The 16108-nt window shown below is 60.8% G+C and carries 17 protein-coding genes, 2 pseudogenes and 1 riboswitch; of the genes and pseudogenes, 7 read left to right on the top strand and 12 right to left on the bottom strand.

Going from position 1 to position 16108, the window contains the following annotated elements; all coding sequences use genetic code 11:
* Positions 1-314: 314 nt before the first annotated feature.
* A complete protein-coding gene (locus tag VMJ11_RS03950; RefSeq protein ID WP_325617099.1) occupies positions 315-785 on the bottom strand; it encodes a hypothetical protein in 471 nt (156 codons plus the stop codon).
* A gap of 309 nt (positions 786-1094) precedes the next feature.
* A riboswitch (Fluoride riboswitch) is annotated at positions 1095-1161 on the top strand.
* A 185-nt stretch (positions 1162-1346) separates the two neighbouring features.
* On the opposite strand from VMJ11_RS03950, the gene VMJ11_RS03945 reads away from it, so the two are divergent.
* The 3 genes from VMJ11_RS03945 to VMJ11_RS03935 all read left to right on the top strand — a co-directional run bounded on the left by VMJ11_RS03945 (position 1347) and on the right by VMJ11_RS03935 (position 2313).
* The gene (locus tag VMJ11_RS03945) at positions 1347-1670 is read left to right on the top strand and encodes a DUF190 domain-containing protein (RefSeq protein WP_325617097.1); all 324 of its coding nucleotides are present in this window, start codon (positions 1347-1349) and stop codon (positions 1668-1670) included.
* Between the two features lie 5 nt (positions 1671-1675).
* A complete protein-coding gene (locus tag VMJ11_RS03940) occupies positions 1676-1840 on the top strand; it encodes a hypothetical protein (protein ID WP_325617094.1) in 165 nt (54 codons plus the stop codon).
* Positions 1841-1944: 104 nt separating this feature from the next.
* Positions 1945-2313: a DUF190 domain-containing protein gene (locus VMJ11_RS03935; protein ID WP_325617092.1), complete on the top strand. Its 369-nt coding sequence runs from the start codon at positions 1945-1947 to the stop codon at positions 2311-2313.
* A gap of 107 nt (positions 2314-2420) precedes the next feature.
* Here the strand turns inward: VMJ11_RS03935 and VMJ11_RS03930 are convergent, their stop codons facing one another.
* The 3 genes from VMJ11_RS03930 to VMJ11_RS03920 form a co-directional block, all read right to left on the bottom strand.
* The gene (locus VMJ11_RS03930; protein ID WP_325617090.1) at positions 2421-2687 is read right to left on the bottom strand and encodes a hypothetical protein; all 267 of its coding nucleotides are present in this window, start codon (positions 2685-2687) and stop codon (positions 2421-2423) included.
* Positions 2688-2930: 243 nt separating this feature from the next.
* Positions 2931-4034, bottom strand: coding sequence for a TAXI family TRAP transporter solute-binding subunit (locus VMJ11_RS03925; protein ID WP_325617148.1), 1104 nt, complete (start codon positions 4032-4034; stop codon positions 2931-2933).
* Positions 4035-4594: 560 nt separating this feature from the next.
* On the bottom strand, positions 4595-4960 hold the full coding sequence (locus VMJ11_RS03920; protein WP_325617089.1) for a hypothetical protein: 366 nt from the start codon (positions 4958-4960) through the stop codon (positions 4595-4597).
* A 38-nt stretch (positions 4961-4998) separates the two neighbouring features.
* Between VMJ11_RS03920 and VMJ11_RS03915 the strand changes: the two genes are divergently transcribed.
* Together VMJ11_RS03915 and VMJ11_RS03910 are read left to right on the top strand one after the other, a co-directional pair.
* Positions 4999-5376: a hypothetical protein gene (locus tag VMJ11_RS03915; protein WP_325617088.1), complete on the top strand. Its 378-nt coding sequence runs from the start codon at positions 4999-5001 to the stop codon at positions 5374-5376.
* Positions 5377-6549: 1173 nt separating this feature from the next.
* Complete coding sequence (locus VMJ11_RS03910; RefSeq protein WP_325617146.1) at positions 6550-7509, top strand: virginiamycin B lyase family protein; 960 nt, start codon at positions 6550-6552, stop codon at positions 7507-7509.
* Between the two features lie 87 nt (positions 7510-7596).
* Here VMJ11_RS03910 and VMJ11_RS03905 read toward each other — a convergent pair whose 3' ends face one another.
* The 3 genes from VMJ11_RS03905 to VMJ11_RS03895 form a co-directional block, all read right to left on the bottom strand.
* Positions 7597-8187 (bottom strand): TetR/AcrR family transcriptional regulator, encoded by a 591-nt coding sequence (locus VMJ11_RS03905; protein ID WP_325617086.1) that lies wholly within the window; start codon positions 8185-8187, stop codon positions 7597-7599.
* A 49-nt stretch (positions 8188-8236) separates the two neighbouring features.
* A complete protein-coding gene (locus VMJ11_RS03900; RefSeq protein WP_325617084.1) occupies positions 8237-8686 on the bottom strand; it encodes a MaoC family dehydratase in 450 nt (149 codons plus the stop codon).
* 971 nt (positions 8687-9657) lie between these two features.
* Positions 9658-10575, bottom strand: a complete 918-nt coding sequence (locus VMJ11_RS03895; RefSeq protein ID WP_325617082.1) for a LysR family transcriptional regulator — start codon at positions 10573-10575, stop codon at positions 9658-9660.
* On the opposite strand from VMJ11_RS03895, the pseudogene VMJ11_RS03890 reads away from it, so the two are divergent.
* A pseudogene (locus VMJ11_RS03890) lies at positions 10575-11333 on the top strand (ABC transporter substrate-binding protein). The gene VMJ11_RS03895 and the pseudogene VMJ11_RS03890 overlap by 1 nt on opposite strands.
* Before the next feature lie 228 nt (positions 11334-11561).
* Here the strand turns inward: VMJ11_RS03890 and VMJ11_RS03880 are convergent.
* On the bottom strand, positions 11562-12029 hold the full coding sequence (locus tag VMJ11_RS03880; RefSeq protein WP_325617080.1) for a nuclear transport factor 2 family protein: 468 nt from the start codon (positions 12027-12029) through the stop codon (positions 11562-11564).
* 681 nt (positions 12030-12710) lie between these two features.
* On the opposite strand from VMJ11_RS03880, the gene VMJ11_RS03875 reads away from it, so the two are divergent.
* Positions 12711-13391, top strand: a complete 681-nt coding sequence (locus VMJ11_RS03875; RefSeq protein WP_325617078.1) for a VIT1/CCC1 transporter family protein — start codon at positions 12711-12713, stop codon at positions 13389-13391.
* A 1-nt stretch (position 13392) separates the two neighbouring features.
* On the opposite strand, the gene hpnJ is transcribed toward VMJ11_RS03875, so the two are convergent.
* The 4 genes and pseudogenes from hpnJ to VMJ11_RS03855 form a co-directional block, all read right to left on the bottom strand.
* Positions 13393-14814: a hopanoid biosynthesis associated radical SAM protein HpnJ gene (hpnJ, locus tag VMJ11_RS03870; protein WP_325617076.1), complete on the bottom strand. Its 1422-nt coding sequence runs from the start codon at positions 14812-14814 to the stop codon at positions 13393-13395.
* A 205-nt stretch (positions 14815-15019) separates the two neighbouring features.
* Entirely contained in the window at positions 15020-15568 is a 549-nt protein-coding gene (locus VMJ11_RS03865; RefSeq protein ID WP_325617074.1) for a hypothetical protein, read from the bottom strand.
* 57 nt (positions 15569-15625) lie between these two features.
* A complete protein-coding gene (locus VMJ11_RS03860; protein WP_325617072.1) occupies positions 15626-15871 on the bottom strand; it encodes a hypothetical protein in 246 nt (81 codons plus the stop codon).
* 53 nt (positions 15872-15924) lie between these two features.
* Positions 15925-16108, bottom strand: a pseudogene (locus tag VMJ11_RS03855) (hypothetical protein); the annotation flags it as partial.

The following is a 16108-nucleotide window of genomic DNA, read 5'->3' as shown; positions in this document are numbered from 1 at the left end:
ACACCGAAAGATTGTAGCAATGAGCGCGCCGCGATCGTTGTCGGTGTCTGTGTGTCTGTGTCGCGGCAGGTTTCACGGAACGCGCGCACGAAAGGGGATGGCGGGCGCTGCCGGCAAGCCAGATGCGCTGCTGGACCAATTGTCTTTGGTCTCACAGGTTGAGGCCCCAAGCACCTGCGCAAGCGAACCCGATTTCGTCGAGATTCGTGCACGCTGTCACGGGTCGTAGACGCGTGCCTGTATCCGTGCCGAAGGCTGCGGGCGATGCGCCGCCCGGTTGGGGAGGGCGGGTGAATCGACATAGGCATCCGAAGTTATGCTCTCAAGGTCGCGATGAGCCGTTTCGGCTTGAGTAGAAGGTCAAGCCCTTCCTCCGCATGGCGCACCACGATGTCGGCAGCCGCTAGCGCATCGGCTGCGAGCCCTTCGGTACCCAGGACTGCTATGCCCAGCGCCGACTGCTTTAGCATCAGTGCGTCATTCCTGCCATTGCCAATTGCCACCACGCCGGACTGTCCCAGGCTGAGCGCGTAGTCGCGCTTGGCTTGTGCCTGTCCAGTGGCCGCGAGGCAAACGACTTCGGCGGCGCAGTCCCGCAGTTGATCCTGCGCGTCGCCATGTGTGTTGCCGGTGACAACGTGCAGATTCAAATCATTCGCGAGTGCTGCCATACGCGTCGCAATGCCGGGAAGAATCCGCCCGTCTACGGCCAGGGTGCCGTTAAAGTCGAGAATGAGATGGGTGAGCCTGAGAGTCCCGAAACCCGGGATATCGATTGTGATCATGCGTCTTCTTTCGTACGGTGCGAACGCCGTTTGCTATGGTGTGGACCCGTCAGCGGCAAAAACGGGGAGAGGTGCGCTTAAGCCACGGCGAGAAAAGCGCGACGAGGTCCTGGGTGAAGGACAGACGCAGGCATCATTGAGTGAGTCATCCCGGGTTGGGGCGGGTGCCTTCCCCGCAAGGTCATCTTCCACTCTACGAAAAGCGAGGGCGCTTCGCAATCGCATTCTGGTGACTCTGAGTTAGTAATGCCTTGATGGGCGCGGGGCGACGCCAACTGCCATGGCAGGTGAAAAACCTGCGTGCTACACTGAATTACAGGAGATGGCATTCCTCCTTTAACCGTCGGCATGGCCGGCTAATGATGCCTACGGGTCCTGGGTCGGGGCGTCGTAGGTATCGTCCTGGCGTTCTGCCGCCCAGATTTTTCGTCGCAGAAGTCTGGTTTCCCATGCAAGCAAATTTATTTTCGCACACCCCGGCGAGCGGGGTTACGGTGCGTTGTCGTCTCTTCTCGGTCCTTGCACCCAGCGCAGTCATTCACTCGATGGCAGGAGGCATTCATGAGAGGTAGTCAACTGACCATATATACGGCGAATCGGAGCCATCGCGTCCGGCACTTGTTGGTCGTCGACTGGTTACTCGAGGAAGCCAGGCACGCTGGCATTCAAGGCGCAACGGTCGTCGAGATAGCGGAAGGCATAGACGCAATGGGCAAATATCATGCAGCTCGCTTTTTCGAGCTTGCGGAACAGTCGGTTGCCGTCACGCTCGTGGCCGAAGATGCCCGGATTGACGAGCTGCTTGAAAAGCTCAACGCCGGCGGTGTTCGGCTCTTCTATACGCGTGCGCGAATCGAGTTCGACACGCTTGGAACGAACGAATAGAACTGGTGAACTTCAACAAGACATCCACCGGTGCTTTCCTGCTCGGTGCCGTATATGACGCCATGATGCGTCCTGTCGCGCGCGCCTTTTCGGGACGCGCGCCATGGCTTGGCATGCGTAATGTATCGCGTGAACGTGTTGCGATGCAGCATATGTCGGCGCCGGAATGATGCACTAGAATCAATTGAGCGCGTTTCGGTGGCCGGTGGGCATCGGGCCGTTCATCCGGCCGCGGCTTTCGCTCAGCGGCCCGGTGCGCAGGGGGGAGAAAGACATGAACGGTTATCAGCTTACGTTCTACACAGAACATAACCGCCATCATGGCCATCGCACGGTGTGCGAGTGGCTACTTCATGAAGCGAAGAATCTGGGCATCCACGGCGTTTCCGTCATTAATTGCGCCGAGGGTACCGGGCATGCGGGCGCGCATCACGCAGCGCACATGTTGAAGCTCGCCGACCAGCCGGTGCAGATCATCCTCGCCGTCACTGAAGACGAGGCCAGGCGCATGCTTGAAGCCGTCGAAGCGGAACACGTTCACGTTTTCTACACGCGCTCACCCATCGAATTCGGGGTGCTTGGCGTGGAAGATCATCGCGAGGAGCACAAGCATTTTTCGATATTCGGGCATAAGCCACAGTGAAGCCGGCGAGGCCGTTCATGCGCACTGGCATGCGAGGCCACGTTGCGAGGCGCCGCGCTACACGTGGCGCGCGAAGTCAATGCCACCCCTCAGTTTGAATGCGCAAGCTAGTTGATACAACGTTCAATCGCGCGTGATGTTGATTCGCGCGAGCCGGCTTTCCCGTGTTCCGTGGGCTCATCGGCCAGCGAACGAAGGCAGCGCTCGAGATTGGAGCGAGCGCTGAGCGGCGCGTACATGACGGCGAGCGCCAGCAACGACGCTGTCACTGCAGCGGACAGAATGATGCCGCCGCGCAAGGTCGTACGGCGGCGGGCGGGCAACGGGAACCGTGCGCGAAAGCGATAGGTCTGTTCGACGCTGGATCGGAACATGGCGGGCTCGTGTCGATAATGTCGAAGTTCGACATCAAGGTAGGCAGGTTGGCCTCTTGCGACAAGACCCAGTCGTGCCTCAAAAGATGGAGCCACGCAGGAAGAGAAACAGATTTGCACTCACAACGCGCAAAGGCATAGCCTGGAGGCGGCGCGCTTGCCGCCGCCGCAGTCTCTTGCCTCTCGGGTCAATGCATGGGCGAACGCGCTTTGCCGTACATCAGCAATGCGCGGTTCTTTGTGTCATTGCTTGCCACAAAGCAGCAGCAAGCGCTCCTGGTCCGAGCATGGCTTTGCTGCCGCACCGTTGCCTTGCTGCGTGGCGACGGCATTTTGCGGTGGCGCTGTCTGCGTCGCGGCGCGATGCGCGAAACATGCCTTCAGGCGACGTTCGACCGGCTGATAGTATTGCCACCCTTTGCCGAGGCTGGGAAGTTCGAGCTTCACCTCCTTCCACTTCGGGTGTCCATGCTCCTGAAGGTTGTCGAAGTTCTCGCAGAGTGAATCGGCAAAGCGCTTCATGTTGCCGACCGTACCGCGCAGATTGTAGTCATAGGTAACGAGAAAAGCCTTGACTGTCCATGTCGGCACGTCCTCCTTCAGCCAGTTCGGGTAGCTCGATACTCGGATCGTCGCGGGGAAATAAGTTTGCTTCGCGCGTGCCGTTTCGGGGGCGTTCGGATCGACGCGCAGGAAACGGATCTGCTGTAGCAGATCGGGGTTCATGTCGGTGAAGAGCTTCGCAGGTTGCCCGGCGACGATGATCGCAACGTCGATCTTCTTTACGATCAGCGCGGCAAGCGCGTCTTCGTTGCTCAGGTGTTGTGCGTTCTCATCGGGAATTGGCTGACCGAACATCAGGCGGTACAGCGTCGTTGCCGATTGCGCGGTCCCGCTGCCGATCAGGCCGACGCTGATGACCTTGTCCTTGATCTCGTTGATCGTCTTCATCGGTGAATCGTTTCGAACGACGAAATAAATCTCCTCGTCATAGAGCGGCATGATGAGCCGTAGCGGCCGAATCGTCGTGCCGGCGTCTTCGTTGCCGGAATTGGCCATATCAACGTAGGCCTGGTAGACGTCCGACTGGACGAGCGCGAGCTTCACGCCAGGCTCGAAACGCATGCGCTGAACGTTTTCCGCCGAGCCTTTCGAAGGAACCACTTCGAGGTCGATACCGGCCGGTTGGGCAACCCATTTCGACAGGTCCTGGCCGATCTGAATGTACGTGCCGCGCTCCGGGCCAGTGACGATCTTATAATGCGCATCTTCCGAAGCTGCGACGGCGAGCGTCGCGAAAATCAGGGCGATCAGCGCCGCCAGTCCAGCCAGAGTCGTTTTCAGCATGGTCTCTTCTCCCGTTTTGGACGCGATATACGGCAGCCTTCGATATGTTCTGGAATCCTTCTCAATGCGTGGCGTCGGGCGGCGTGACGGCGTGCTTCCAGCCGAATTGCCGGATCGCACGCTCCTGCGCATCGACGCTGTTGTCGGTGCTAGCCGGCCTGGCGGCGCTGGCTGCATTTACAGTAGCAGGCTCGCTCGCACTGGCCGCTGTGGCACGCCCATTCGCACTGCTGGGGGGCGCGGGATTTTCTTCCGCTGGTGTGTTCGATGTGTTCGGTGCGTTCGTAGTGCTAGCGGCGATTGGTGCGTTCGGTGCTTTGGCCGCATTCGTTGCGTTCGTTGCGTTCGTTGCGTTCGGAGCGCTCGGAGCGATTGGCGCGTTCGCCGAATTTGTTGCGCTCGTTACATTAGCCGCGTTTACTGCCTTCGCCGTATTCGCTGGATTCGTTGCGCTCGCTGCATTCACCGCATTCGTTACGTTCGTTGCGCTCGCTGCATTCACCGCATTCGTTACGTTCGTTGCATCAGCCGCATTCGTTGTGTTCGTTGCGCTCGTTGCATTAACTACGTTCGGTGCTTTCGTCGCGTTCGCCGCGCTCGTTGGGTTCGGCGCATTCGTCGCGTTCATCGCATTCGGTACTTGCGGTGCTTGCGGCGTAGTCGTCGCGTTCGGCGCTTTTGTCGCGCTCGCCGCATTCGCCGCGTTCGCCGCGTTCGCCGCGTTCGTCGCTTTCGCCGCGCTCGCCGCATTCAACGCGTCGGGTGCTTGCAGCGCATTCGTTGCGTTCTGTGCTTTTGCCGCTTTTGCGGCATTCGTTGCACTCGGCGGCGGATGTGGCGCGGGTGCGGGCCGGACTTTCGATACGGCCGGCCTGGGCGCTTGCGGAGCGGTGGTCGTCGAATTCGGCGGACTGAGCGGTGCCCAAGCCGTCGCCACGATGGCGTGCTCCATCAACGATTGCGCGTGCTGGCTGCTCGAATCGATCGCGAGCGCTTCCGAAGCCTGCTGCTGGACGCAGGCCCAGGCACGCTGCTTCGCACACTGGTCAGCGCTTTGCAACGCGTTGTCGCGCCGTTGCTCGCGCGCCGCGATGTCGCGCTGTATCGTGCGTGCGTCTTCGTTGTCAGCGTCGAGCGCGAGCGCGGCATCGTTCGCGGCCTTTGCATCAGACAAGTTGTTTTCCGCGAGGCTCGCGCGCGCGGCACGCAGACTATCAGGCACATCCTTGAATTGTGGCGTTGGGCGCGGCTTTGGCGTGGCGGATTGCAGCTGCGTGTCGGCAGCCGGCGGCATCGCGTTCGTCTGTTGCTCGGGCGAGTAGAGCGAGACCGAACCGCCTGATGTGTGCGTGCCTTGGTTGTCGATTGCGCTTTCCTGCTTGCGGCTTTGGCCGAGCACCAGATAACCGACATACGCGAGCGCGATAACGAACCACACAAGCACAAAGCCCTTCACGAAGCTCCAACGACTCGCATGCCAGAACGGCGGGCCCTGCTGGAGCTCATAGTTGTGCTGGTAGTCGGGCTTCGCGGATGTGCGGTCGGATGCCGGCGCGCCGGCATCAGGGACCGTCGCGGCCGTGGGAACGGGTGGCGCTGACGCTGTGGGACCTAGGACTCGTACCGTGGCTTTCGGGCGCATCTGTGCATTTGTGTCGAGTGGGTGTTCCGCGCCGCAGTGAGGGCAGAAATCGACGTACTGGAAGATCACGCCGCCACAGCGCTTACACGGTGCGGGGAGATTTTGGTCACGAGTGATCTGAGCGGACATGCTTTCGTCCCACCGTTATGGCGATGCCATTTCGGCATGCTCAGGACCGTTGTTGAAGCGATCGGCGAGGCCTCGCGGAACTCACGACCTGCATGCACAGGGAGGCGGCGGGGCCGGACCGAGCGCAGCCGCTTGGGTCAAAATATGGGTGATTTCCCACAGTTCGTCAATCACCGTTGTTACCTACCGCACATATGCGTTGCTGCGCCATGCACCTGGGCTATTGAATCGCGGGAACTTCTCGCAGCGCATGCACAGTTCGCGTGCACGTCATTTTTATTCATAAGAATAGCTAATTGACGAGCGAATTTTTTTTCGCACGCTCAGTCGCTTTGGACATTAGCGAAGTAGGTGCTTGCGTAGCGGCTGATACAGCGCCAGTCACGCGGCCATGAAGGCGAGCGAGATAGCGTTCAGTCGTCAGACGAACCGGTATCCGCATGCCTGACGCGATCAGGAATATGTCCCCATTGAGCCACTTTGGCCCATTATGCGCAATACGTATGAGGCGTTGCCGCGCGACCCGATGGGGCGTCTTCTCGCGCACGATATGCATTTTCCATGAGGACGAGCGTCGGGGCCTGCGCGATGCAACGGCTTTGAATGTCACAATGAAGCTGTCGTGTGCTTTCAAATGCATCCTGGGACATGGAGGCGGACATGCTGGAGATCGCGATGCGTGACGTGGCGGCAGCGGCGGGCAAGCTAATCGCATCCCTGTTGGTCTCATTCTTCGCGTGCGCCATGGTGAGCGCCACGCTCGCCATGGCATTGGCGCAGGCGCAGACATCGTCGTTCGATACGTTCGCAGTGCCCGCCGGCAGTGCACCGCACGACGTCGCCCCGTCACCCGACGGCACCGTCTGGTACACCGCGCAGGCACGCGGCGCAGTGGGTCGGCTGGACCCGCACAGCGGCAAGGCAGACTGGATCGCGCTCGGCGATGGGGCGGCACCGCATGGCGTGATCGTCGGCCCCGACCGGGCGGCGTGGGTCACCGATGGCGGCCAGAATGCGATCGTGCGCGTGGACCCGAAGACACTCGCCGTCACGCGTTTTCCGTTGCCGAAAGACCGGCCGGGCGCCGATCTGAACACGGCAGTCTTCGACAAGCACGGGCATCTGTGGTTTACCGGGCAAAACGGCATCTACGGCGAGCTCGAACCGGCTAGCGCCAGGGTTCGTGTCTTCGATGCGCCGCGCGGGCGTGGACCTTACGGCATCTGCGTGACCCCCGACGGCAGCTTGTACTTCGCGTCGCTGGCCGGCAGCTACCTCGGCCGCATCGATCCCGCGAGCGGTGCGGTGCAGGTCATCGAGCCGCCGACGCCGAATCAGGGGGCGCGCCGCGTATGGTCCGACTCGAAAGCGCGCGTCTGGGTCAGCGAATGGAACGCCGGAAAGGTTGCCATGTTCGACCCGGCAACGCGTCAATGGCGCGAATGGCGATTGCCTGGCGAGGATCCGCACGCCTACGCGATATTCGTCGACGATCGGGACATCGTCTGGCTCAGCGATTGGAGCGCCAACGCGCTGGTGCGCTTCGATCCGCGAGGCGAGCGGTTCGATGTCCTTGCGCTGCCGCGCCCGCACGCGAATGTGCGCCAGATGATGGGGCGCCCGGGAGAGGTCTGGCTGGCCGAATCCGGCACCGATCATCTGCTGCGCTTGCGGTCTCGCGCAGCGGGCGCCGGCAACGACTGAAAGCATCAACCGACGGCAGCCACCGAAAGGCGCACGGCGGGGCCATGACTGGAACTATGGAGGCGACAGAAGCGTGTGGGGAGCCTTTCAGGGAGGCGGGCAATCCGCGGGTTCCACGAAGAGCGTTCCTTCTACGCCCGCGGCCCACTTCTTGTCGCCCGTAGAGCGCGTGAGCATGTTTGCGCCTACCATTGCGGCGAATGCGATCCGTAGCTCGTCGTCGGACAAAATGCAGCTTGTGTCGGCATGCGCGATTTCTACGAACGTGGCGAACAGTTGGTCTACGCCTTCACGGTACGCCTTGTTCAGTTCGGGGCTGGCATGGTGGGGCGCTGCGTCTTGCCCAAGTGCCACCATGGGGCAGCTTTGCTCGGGCGGCTTCTTGCTCAGGTAGTAGCCGACGATGCGCCTCAAGGTTCCGACGATGGGCGTTCCAGCCGCGACTGCCCTGGTTCTCCAGTTTCGCGCGGAGCGAGCGAACCCCGATGCGACCGCCTCTGCAATCAAGGCGTCCTTCGATTCGAAATGATTGTAGAAGCCGCCTTGCGTCATGCCCGCTCGCGACATGATCTCCGATATGCTGACAGCCGCCACGCCACCGCTGCGAATGACCGCGCCTGTCTGCTCGACGATGCGCTCGCGATTCTGTTGCGCCTGTTCACGATTCGATCGACCCACGACGCCATACCCCCGGTAATATTCTCGACGCTCTTGCGCTGGGTGACGGCTAGCCGCGCCGGAATGCCAGAAGCCGCGCCACGCTACGCTGGCATAGCGCTTGATGCTGGTTCAGCGTATCGCTCTGCACGGTCACCATGCCTCGGTCCGGCTTCGAGCTCGATGGCGCAATGTCCATGATCGTACTGACCACACGTAGCGTGTCGCCAGGTCGCGTAGCTCGAGGCCATGTCACCTCACTTCCCGCCCCGATGATTCCCCCCGCGATCGGTACGCTCTGGACAATGAGCCTCATCGTGATCGCGGCCGTATGCCACCCGCTTGCCGCCAGACCGCCGAAGAAAGTTCCTTTTGCTGCTTCCTCGTCGAGGTGGAATGGCTGCGGGTCGTAGTGGCGAGCGAATTCACGAATCTGGTCCGCATCCACGGTGTATTCGCCGCTCTCGAAGACCATTCCAACCCGCAAATCTTCGAGGTACAGATACTGATTGGGGGACATACCGTATCTCCTGCTTCATACTACCTGTTCCAGCACCCACTGCTGGGCCTTGCGCATGGAATATATGACGGTCAACATTTATTTTTTCGCAAGCGTATCACATCCTGTTTAGCCGTAACGCTGGTTCGCGGCGCCACGCCGGGCCGGCGTGTCGAGAGGGGCAGTGGCTCGATATGGTCGTCCGCTGGGGCAATCCGATCGCGAAGTGCATGTTCGCGGATCACACCGGCCCCGATATGACTCTGGAGATCAAAGCAAGCTTGTGCGCGACGTGCCAAAATGCGCGCACTCCCGTAACGAGGCGTGCCACCGACCGCATCTCACTACTCTGTCCCCGCTTTGCTGAGCCGCGCGCACGCGAATAGAAGGCGGCCGGTTACACTTGAGAACAGGACGCCGAAGCCCATTTACCTTTCGTGAAACAGCGTACCCGCACCCCCTTGCCGCCTGGATGGCCCTTTCCGCCGAGTCGCGATGTCGCCGGTCGCGGCTTCGGCGATCTCGTCGCGCTCCAATATCGTGGCGCCGACGTGTGGCTCTGGCGATGCCGCTGCGGCGCCCACGTAACTGCCGCACTGGAAGCCGTGGAGGGCGGCCGCACGCGCGATTGTGGCTGCGTTGAGCAGCGTCGTGTGTGGCGGTCCCGACCGGGCTCACCCGCGCTGCGGGGCGGTGAGGTGTTCGGCCAACTCACGACGGATCGGTACGCCGGTAATGGTTTGTGGGTTTGCCGCTGCGACTGCGGCGGTGCGACGACCGTGAGTGCCGGGCGCCTGCGATTGGGCCAGGCGCGCTCGTGCGGCGGCTGCGTTGTCGCGTCGACGACCTGAGCGGCACGAGCCGCCCGGTTTGGTCATGGCATGAGCAGCGTGTTCATCCGATGTTCCGCGCGGTGGGTGGTAGGCCCCCCAAGTCAGCGCCCATTCGCCCGGCACAGTTCTTCGGTGGTTCGTACGCCAGCTAATCGAGTTTTATCGGGTGCCGACCCGCGGAGACCGCGTAGTTTGCCGCGTGGCTTCATCCGATAGACGCTCCACGAATGTCGCCGCAAGCGGGGACAGCCTGCCGTTGCTCCGCACGAGGCAACCGACGTCGCGCGGCCACTTCGCCCCATTCACCGCGAGCACTTGCAATCCCAGTTGCTCTGCGACGGGTTGATGCTGCGTGCCGCATATTCCGAGCATGTCCGTGCTAGTGATGAGAAGGAAGACGCCCATCGGCGAGCTATAGTTGCTTTGGACTTGCACGTGTGGCCCGGTGAGCCGATGCCGATGAAAATAGTCTTCGATCTGCTTGCGGACCGAAACGCCGGGTCCCGGCAATATCCATGGAAATCGGACATGGTCTTTCGGCGTCGTCGCCTCCTTCGTTTGAAACAAGGGGTGCCCCTTCCTGCATACGACCGAAGTCGATTCGCTCGACAGCGTAATCGCGTGCAATTCTTCCGATAAATCCACGGGCATCGGCGCAACCGCCAGGTCGATCTCTCCCGCGAGCAATGCCTTGATCAGCACGTCGGATAGCTGGACGGTCAGATCCATGTGCAGCGCAGGGCGCTTCTTCAACAACGAGAGGAACGTGCGGCTGACCAGTGGCTCGGCGGCCGGCGTCGACCCGATCCTGACCTTCGCCAGTTCACCCGCGTGAAGTTCGGCGACTTGATTCAGCGCATCTTCGTAAGCGGCGCGAAGCCCGATCGCGTGCCGCTGGAATGCCGCGCCATACCGGGTAAGTTGCATTCCATTAGGAGTGCGTTCAAAAATCGTGACACCCAGTTCGGCCTCGACGCGTCGAACTGCTTTGGTCAACGCCGGCTGGCTGACGCCCATCTGAGACGCCGCCCGATGCAACAAGCCGGTCTCCGCGACGGCCAGGAAATACGTCAGCATTGACCATTGCCTGTCTTGCCGCTTCTTTCGCGGCTCAAGCGAAAGAATGGACGACTATACGATTCGCGACGGATGCGAGCTATCCTCCGTTCGAATCCAAGGCGCCCGACGGGAGTCTTGTTGGCTTCGATATCGATCAGGGCAATGAGATCTGCGCGCGCATTCACGCCAAATGCGTGTGGATCGAAAACGCGTTCGACGGCATGATCCCGGGGCTCGAGGCGCGCAAGTTCAATGCCGTTCTTTCCTCGATGACGATGATGCCCAAACTCGAAGAACAGATCGCGTTTTCCGTTCGCCTGTACGACACCGGAAGTCGCCTGATCGTCGCCACGGGCTCGAATTTGCATCCAGATGCCGAGTCTCTTGCCGGCAAATCGGTCGGCGTCGAATAGGGCACGATTCAGGAGACTCACGCGAGGACTTACTGGGAGCCCGAGGGAGCACGAGTGGTCGCTTATCAGAATCAGGATCAGGTCTACGCAGATCTGATGACCGGTCGGCTCGATGCCGTGCTGCAAAATCAGGTGCAGGCCGAACGGGGCTTTCTGAAGACGCCGCGTGGCACGAAGTTCACGTTCGCGGGTAGTGCGCTGAACGATCCGAAAATCCTGGGCAAAGGCACCGGCATTGGCATGCGCAAGGACGATACCGATCTGAAGACCGATATCGATGGCGCGATTGCCGGAATGCTCAAGGACGGCACGTACCAGAAGATCACCAGGAAGTACTTCGATTTCAACATCTACGGCGAATGATCCAATGCGGCGCCGATACCGATGCGATGTTGATTGCGGCGCCGCCTCGCGCCGTTGTGACGCCAGGAAATCCGCTTCGACGCTTGCTGTGCACAGAGGATAGTGCCGATCGCATTGAGCGCGAAAATACGCGATGTGCAAACCGAACTGCCTCATAGACTTGAAGCGCAAAATCCGCGTTGTTTCGATGAGCGGCCAATGTGCATGCAAGGAGTCCGCGGGAAAAAATCAGTCCTTATCAGGGTATGCAATGTAACGAATGATCTTCCAGCTACCGTCAGGCTGGCGGCCGAATACATCGAGACCCGTCTCGTCATGAGTTTCCTGTTTGCCGCTTTTGGTAAGAGTCGATCTCCATGTCAGGCGCACGATCGCGAGGTCACCGGAGACGATGATCTCTTTGATTTTAAGGTCGTAACCAAGCGATTGCGTAGTGTCGGCCAGCGCATGACGCAGACGGGCACATAGCAACGGATAGGTGCGCTCGGGCGCCCCATAGAAGTCGTAACGAAGATCGGGTGCGAAGAGGTCGCAGATATGCTCGGTACGTCGTGCGTTGAAATCTACACGCCACTGTTCCAGAGCGGAGCGGATGGTGCTCGCGGGATCGTTGTTGACTGTCGCTGCGTTTAGCGTGCAAGGGAGTGCGGTGAGGACAACACCGACCGTGGCGATGCGGAGTACGTGTTGTGCCATTTTGGCTCCTCGTGTGTGTATGCGCAGCACCAGTCGGGTTCCACCGGCCAATTGTAGGCCACTGTACTTACTGTCGGCGCTGAGGAAGCTTCACGCACGGTCGATTCCAACTCCATATCGCCCGGCAGCGGCAGAAGACCAGTGAGTAGTTCGCCGAAGAAGACCGATCGGTCAGCCGCTATCGTTCTAATCAAATGACCGCTTCAGAGAGGCGCGACTGTCCCTTCCGAAGGATAGGACCAAGGTCCCATTTCGCGGCGGCGGATTGTGTGGTCTCGTCTTGACAGTTCGGATGGGTTCGCAGGGCCGTTCGAGCTTTCGGAGCAACAGGGGACTTCACGACCACGGAAAGCGCACAACCCTCGTGTGGCTGACGGGGCACCCCGGACCATCGGACGGCAAGGCGTACGCGATGGCCGAAAGGCAACTTCCCGCCGCCGCCGTACGCGTCGGCAACGCGGCGGCTGCCAGAGGCTGGCGTGTGATATTCGTGCCGGTACGGTGGCTGGCGAAGTACAAGCTGCGGTGGCACTCCTGAGATCTCGTGGCCGGCGTCGCGCTTGGCGCCATTGGCATTCCTGTCTCGCTCGCACAGAACTCCGACACGCTGGCATGCAGTTCACCCGCATCCCTATGGAACCGTAGCATAACGTAACATTGTCAACTTCGAGGCGAGGTCATATGAACACCGCCATGCAAACCCGGCAAGACGAGCCTGAGAAGCGCGAGCCGATACTCAATACCGTCGATCGGGTGTCCGAACTTTGCTTCGGACTATTCATGGCCCTGACGTTCGTGGGCGCCGTCAAGGCAGTCACGGCCGGCGAAAATGCGGCCCACAAGATGTTCTTCGCCGCACTCGGATGCAACCTCGCGTGGGGCCTTGCTGACGCCGTAATGTATCTCGTACGCACGCTTGCCGATCGCGGAAAGCGCCTGAAACTCGCACTGACCGTGCAGCGGGAGCCAGACCAGGCGGCTGCCGTACGTGCGTTGCGCGACGCCTTGCCTGAGGCACTGGGGCCGCTCGTCGAAGACGCTGACCTCGAACGGATTCGTGTGCGCCTCGCGGCCGCTACGACGCTGCCGCCTCGGGCGAATTTCGTGCGCGATGACTTCGTCGGTGCGCTGGGAATATTCCTGCTTGTCGTCCTCGGAACCTTTCCGGTTGCACTGCCATTTCTTCTCGTCGCGGATGTCAAAACAGCGCTCATCGCCTCACGTGTGCTCACACTAGCGATGCTTTTCACCGCGGGCTATGTGCTGGGGCGCTACAGCGGTGCGGGGGAGTGGCGAGCCGGCTGCGCAATGACCGCACTCGGCGTGCTGCTGACGATTGCGATCATTATGCTGGGCGGTTAGGCTACACCTTGCGCGCGCGGAGGAATCTGAAGAACTCCACGCCTTCTTGCAGGCGACGCTTCATCATCTCCCAACTCATCAGCATTTCGCGCAAGATTTCCCATATCTTCGACGGGCGGAAATAGAAGCGCTTGTAGAACTCCTCGACACCAAGGTAGATTTCTTCGCGCGACAGGTGCGGGTAACCAATTGTGGAAGCCTGGGTGCCGGCGTCGTTGATGAGGGTGATGACCTTGGTGTCGTTGAGCCATCCGTTCTCTACCGCCTGCTTATGAAGGACCGTTCCCGGATACGGGGCCGCGAGCGACACCTGGATCGTATGGGGGTTGATCTCCTTCGCATACTGGATCGTCTTCTGGATCGTTTCGTGCGTCTCGCCGGGAAGCCCAAGAATGAACGTGCCATGGATCTTGATGCCTAGCTTGCGGCAATCCTCGCTGAACTGCCGAGCCATATCGGTTCGCAGGCCCTTCTTGACGTTCACGAGAATCTGGTCGTCGCCGGACTCGTAGCCGACGAGCAAGAGCCGCAACCCGTTGTCCTTCATCACCTTCAGGGTCGAGTAAGGCACATTCGCTTTCGCGTTGCACGACCACGTCACGCCGAGCTTGCCAAGGCCGCGAGCGATTTCTTCGGCTCTCGGTCTGAGATCGGTAAAGGTGTCGTCGTCGAACATGATTTCCTTGATTTCGGGCATGTTGTCCCGGATCCATTTCACCTCTTCGAGTACGTTCTCGACCGAACGTGTGCGATAGCGATGACCACCTACCGTATGCGGCCAGAGACAAAAGGTGCATCGGGATTTGCAACCTCGCCCCGTGTAGAGCGACAGATACGGGTGCTTGAGGTAGCCGCTGAAGTAATTCTTGCTCGTCAGGTCCCGCTTGTAGATGGGTGAAACGAACGGAAGCTGGTCCATGTCTTCAAGAATGGGGCGCGCGTCGTTGTGCATGATGGAGCCGTCGGGAAGACGATAGCTGAGGCCAAGAATCGACTCGAACGGCAGCCCCTGCGCGATGTCGCGACATGTGAAGTCGAATTCTTCCCGGCACACGAAGTCGAGCGCGTTGCTTGCGCTCAGTGATCCGTGAGGATCGACGGCTACCTTTGCACCGACCATCCCGATCAGGATCGAGGGCTTGCGCCGTTTTAAATGCTCCGCGAATTGAACGTCGCTTGCGAAAGACGGTGAACTCGTGTGGATGATAATAAGTTCGTATTCCTGAGCAATGTCGAGGGTCGTCTCAAGCGTGAGGCCATCTGCGGGCGCATCCACGAGGCGGCTGTCCTTGACCAGCGCCGCAGGCTGGGCAAGCCACGTGGGGTACCAGAATGATCGAATTTCGCGCTTCGTTTGGAAACGTGAGCCCGCTCCACCATCGAAGCCGTCGTAGGAAGGCGCCTGCAGAAACAGTGTTTTCATGAATGCCCTCGGAGAGACAGTCCGTGCGACCGGGCTCAGCGACTGGCTGGGGCTCGCCTTGCGGGCTGTCGGGGTTGGTATTTCATTTTCCTTTCAGAGCCGAATCGCCGCTCACATGAAGCGGCGTAGCTGCGGCGATCACCGGGAGCGGCGGCGCCGATCAACAATACTATGACGTGCAATCGCGAGATGCAAAGAAAGGTAGCTAACCGACAAGCATCGCCAGTCCGACGCAGGCGGTAGTCACGGGGCCGAGCGCGCGCAGCCGAACGCTCGGGCGAACGAGCCTGTAACCGGCCAGAGCGCCGACAAGCCCGGCCAGCACATAGAGCAAGCCCAGCAGGCCGCTGACCCAGAATGCGTTGGCTGGGCCGTTCTTCACCAGCACCGCGACGAATACCGAGAGGTTGTCGGCGCTGCAGGACAGGAAACAGGTGACCATGACGCTCAGGGAGGTCGTTGTGGGCGGGAGTGGTCCCGCGGGGCGATTCCTCATGCCTTGCGCGAGTTGGGAGAACCCGACGAACAACGGCACGAGGCCGAACAATCGTGCAGGAATGTCCACGGAACTCGCCAGCAAGCTGATGATGAGGCTGGCCAGCACCACGCAGGCGCCGACGCTGACGAAGGCGGCAAATACTTTCTCTGGCCGGGCCGTGCCGGAGAAGGCAAATATCAGCGCTGCGGAATCCAGATTTGTGGCGGCGAACGCGGCGCACGTCGCAAAGGCCAGCAAGAGCGCAGTTTCGTTCACTCGGGTGGTCTCTCTGTTCGAAACGCTTCATTTCGCAAGCGAGTGCGCCTGCGCGGTTCAATCCGGGACCAGCGAGCCGCGCGCGAATGCCCTGAGAGCGGCGACGGCTATCGCGATCCCGTAAGCGAGATTCCATTGTGGCACAGGGCCCTTGCGCCGCAATGCGTTCGCACGGCGGCCATGTTGGACGACCGCGGCAAGCAGGGCGATGGTTCCGGTCACCATCACGGCGGTACCGGCCACTTTGGGGGACCAGGTTGCGCCGCAACGGCCGACGATCTGCGATTCGCGTTGGCCTTCCATGGACCTGGCCACGGTGCGGCCACGGCGGCGCGCCCCCGGTGCGCGGGAGCGGGTTAGCCCGGCGAGAGCGATTGCTGCAAGCTCAAGAGATTGAGCGGGACGACGCGGATAAACCCGCCGCGTGGGCTGTCGATATCGGCGATGAGTGAAAGCCAGAGCGAAACGGTAATCGGCAGGACGAACATCAGCACACGTCGGCCTGACTTGCCGCGCGCCCCGTAGCCCTGCATCAGATTG

It is taken from the genome of Paraburkholderia sp., from assembly GCF_035501035.1.
GTDB lineage: Bacteria > Pseudomonadota > Gammaproteobacteria > Burkholderiales > Burkholderiaceae > Paraburkholderia.
This window is presented reverse-complemented; position numbering and strand designations above follow the sequence as displayed.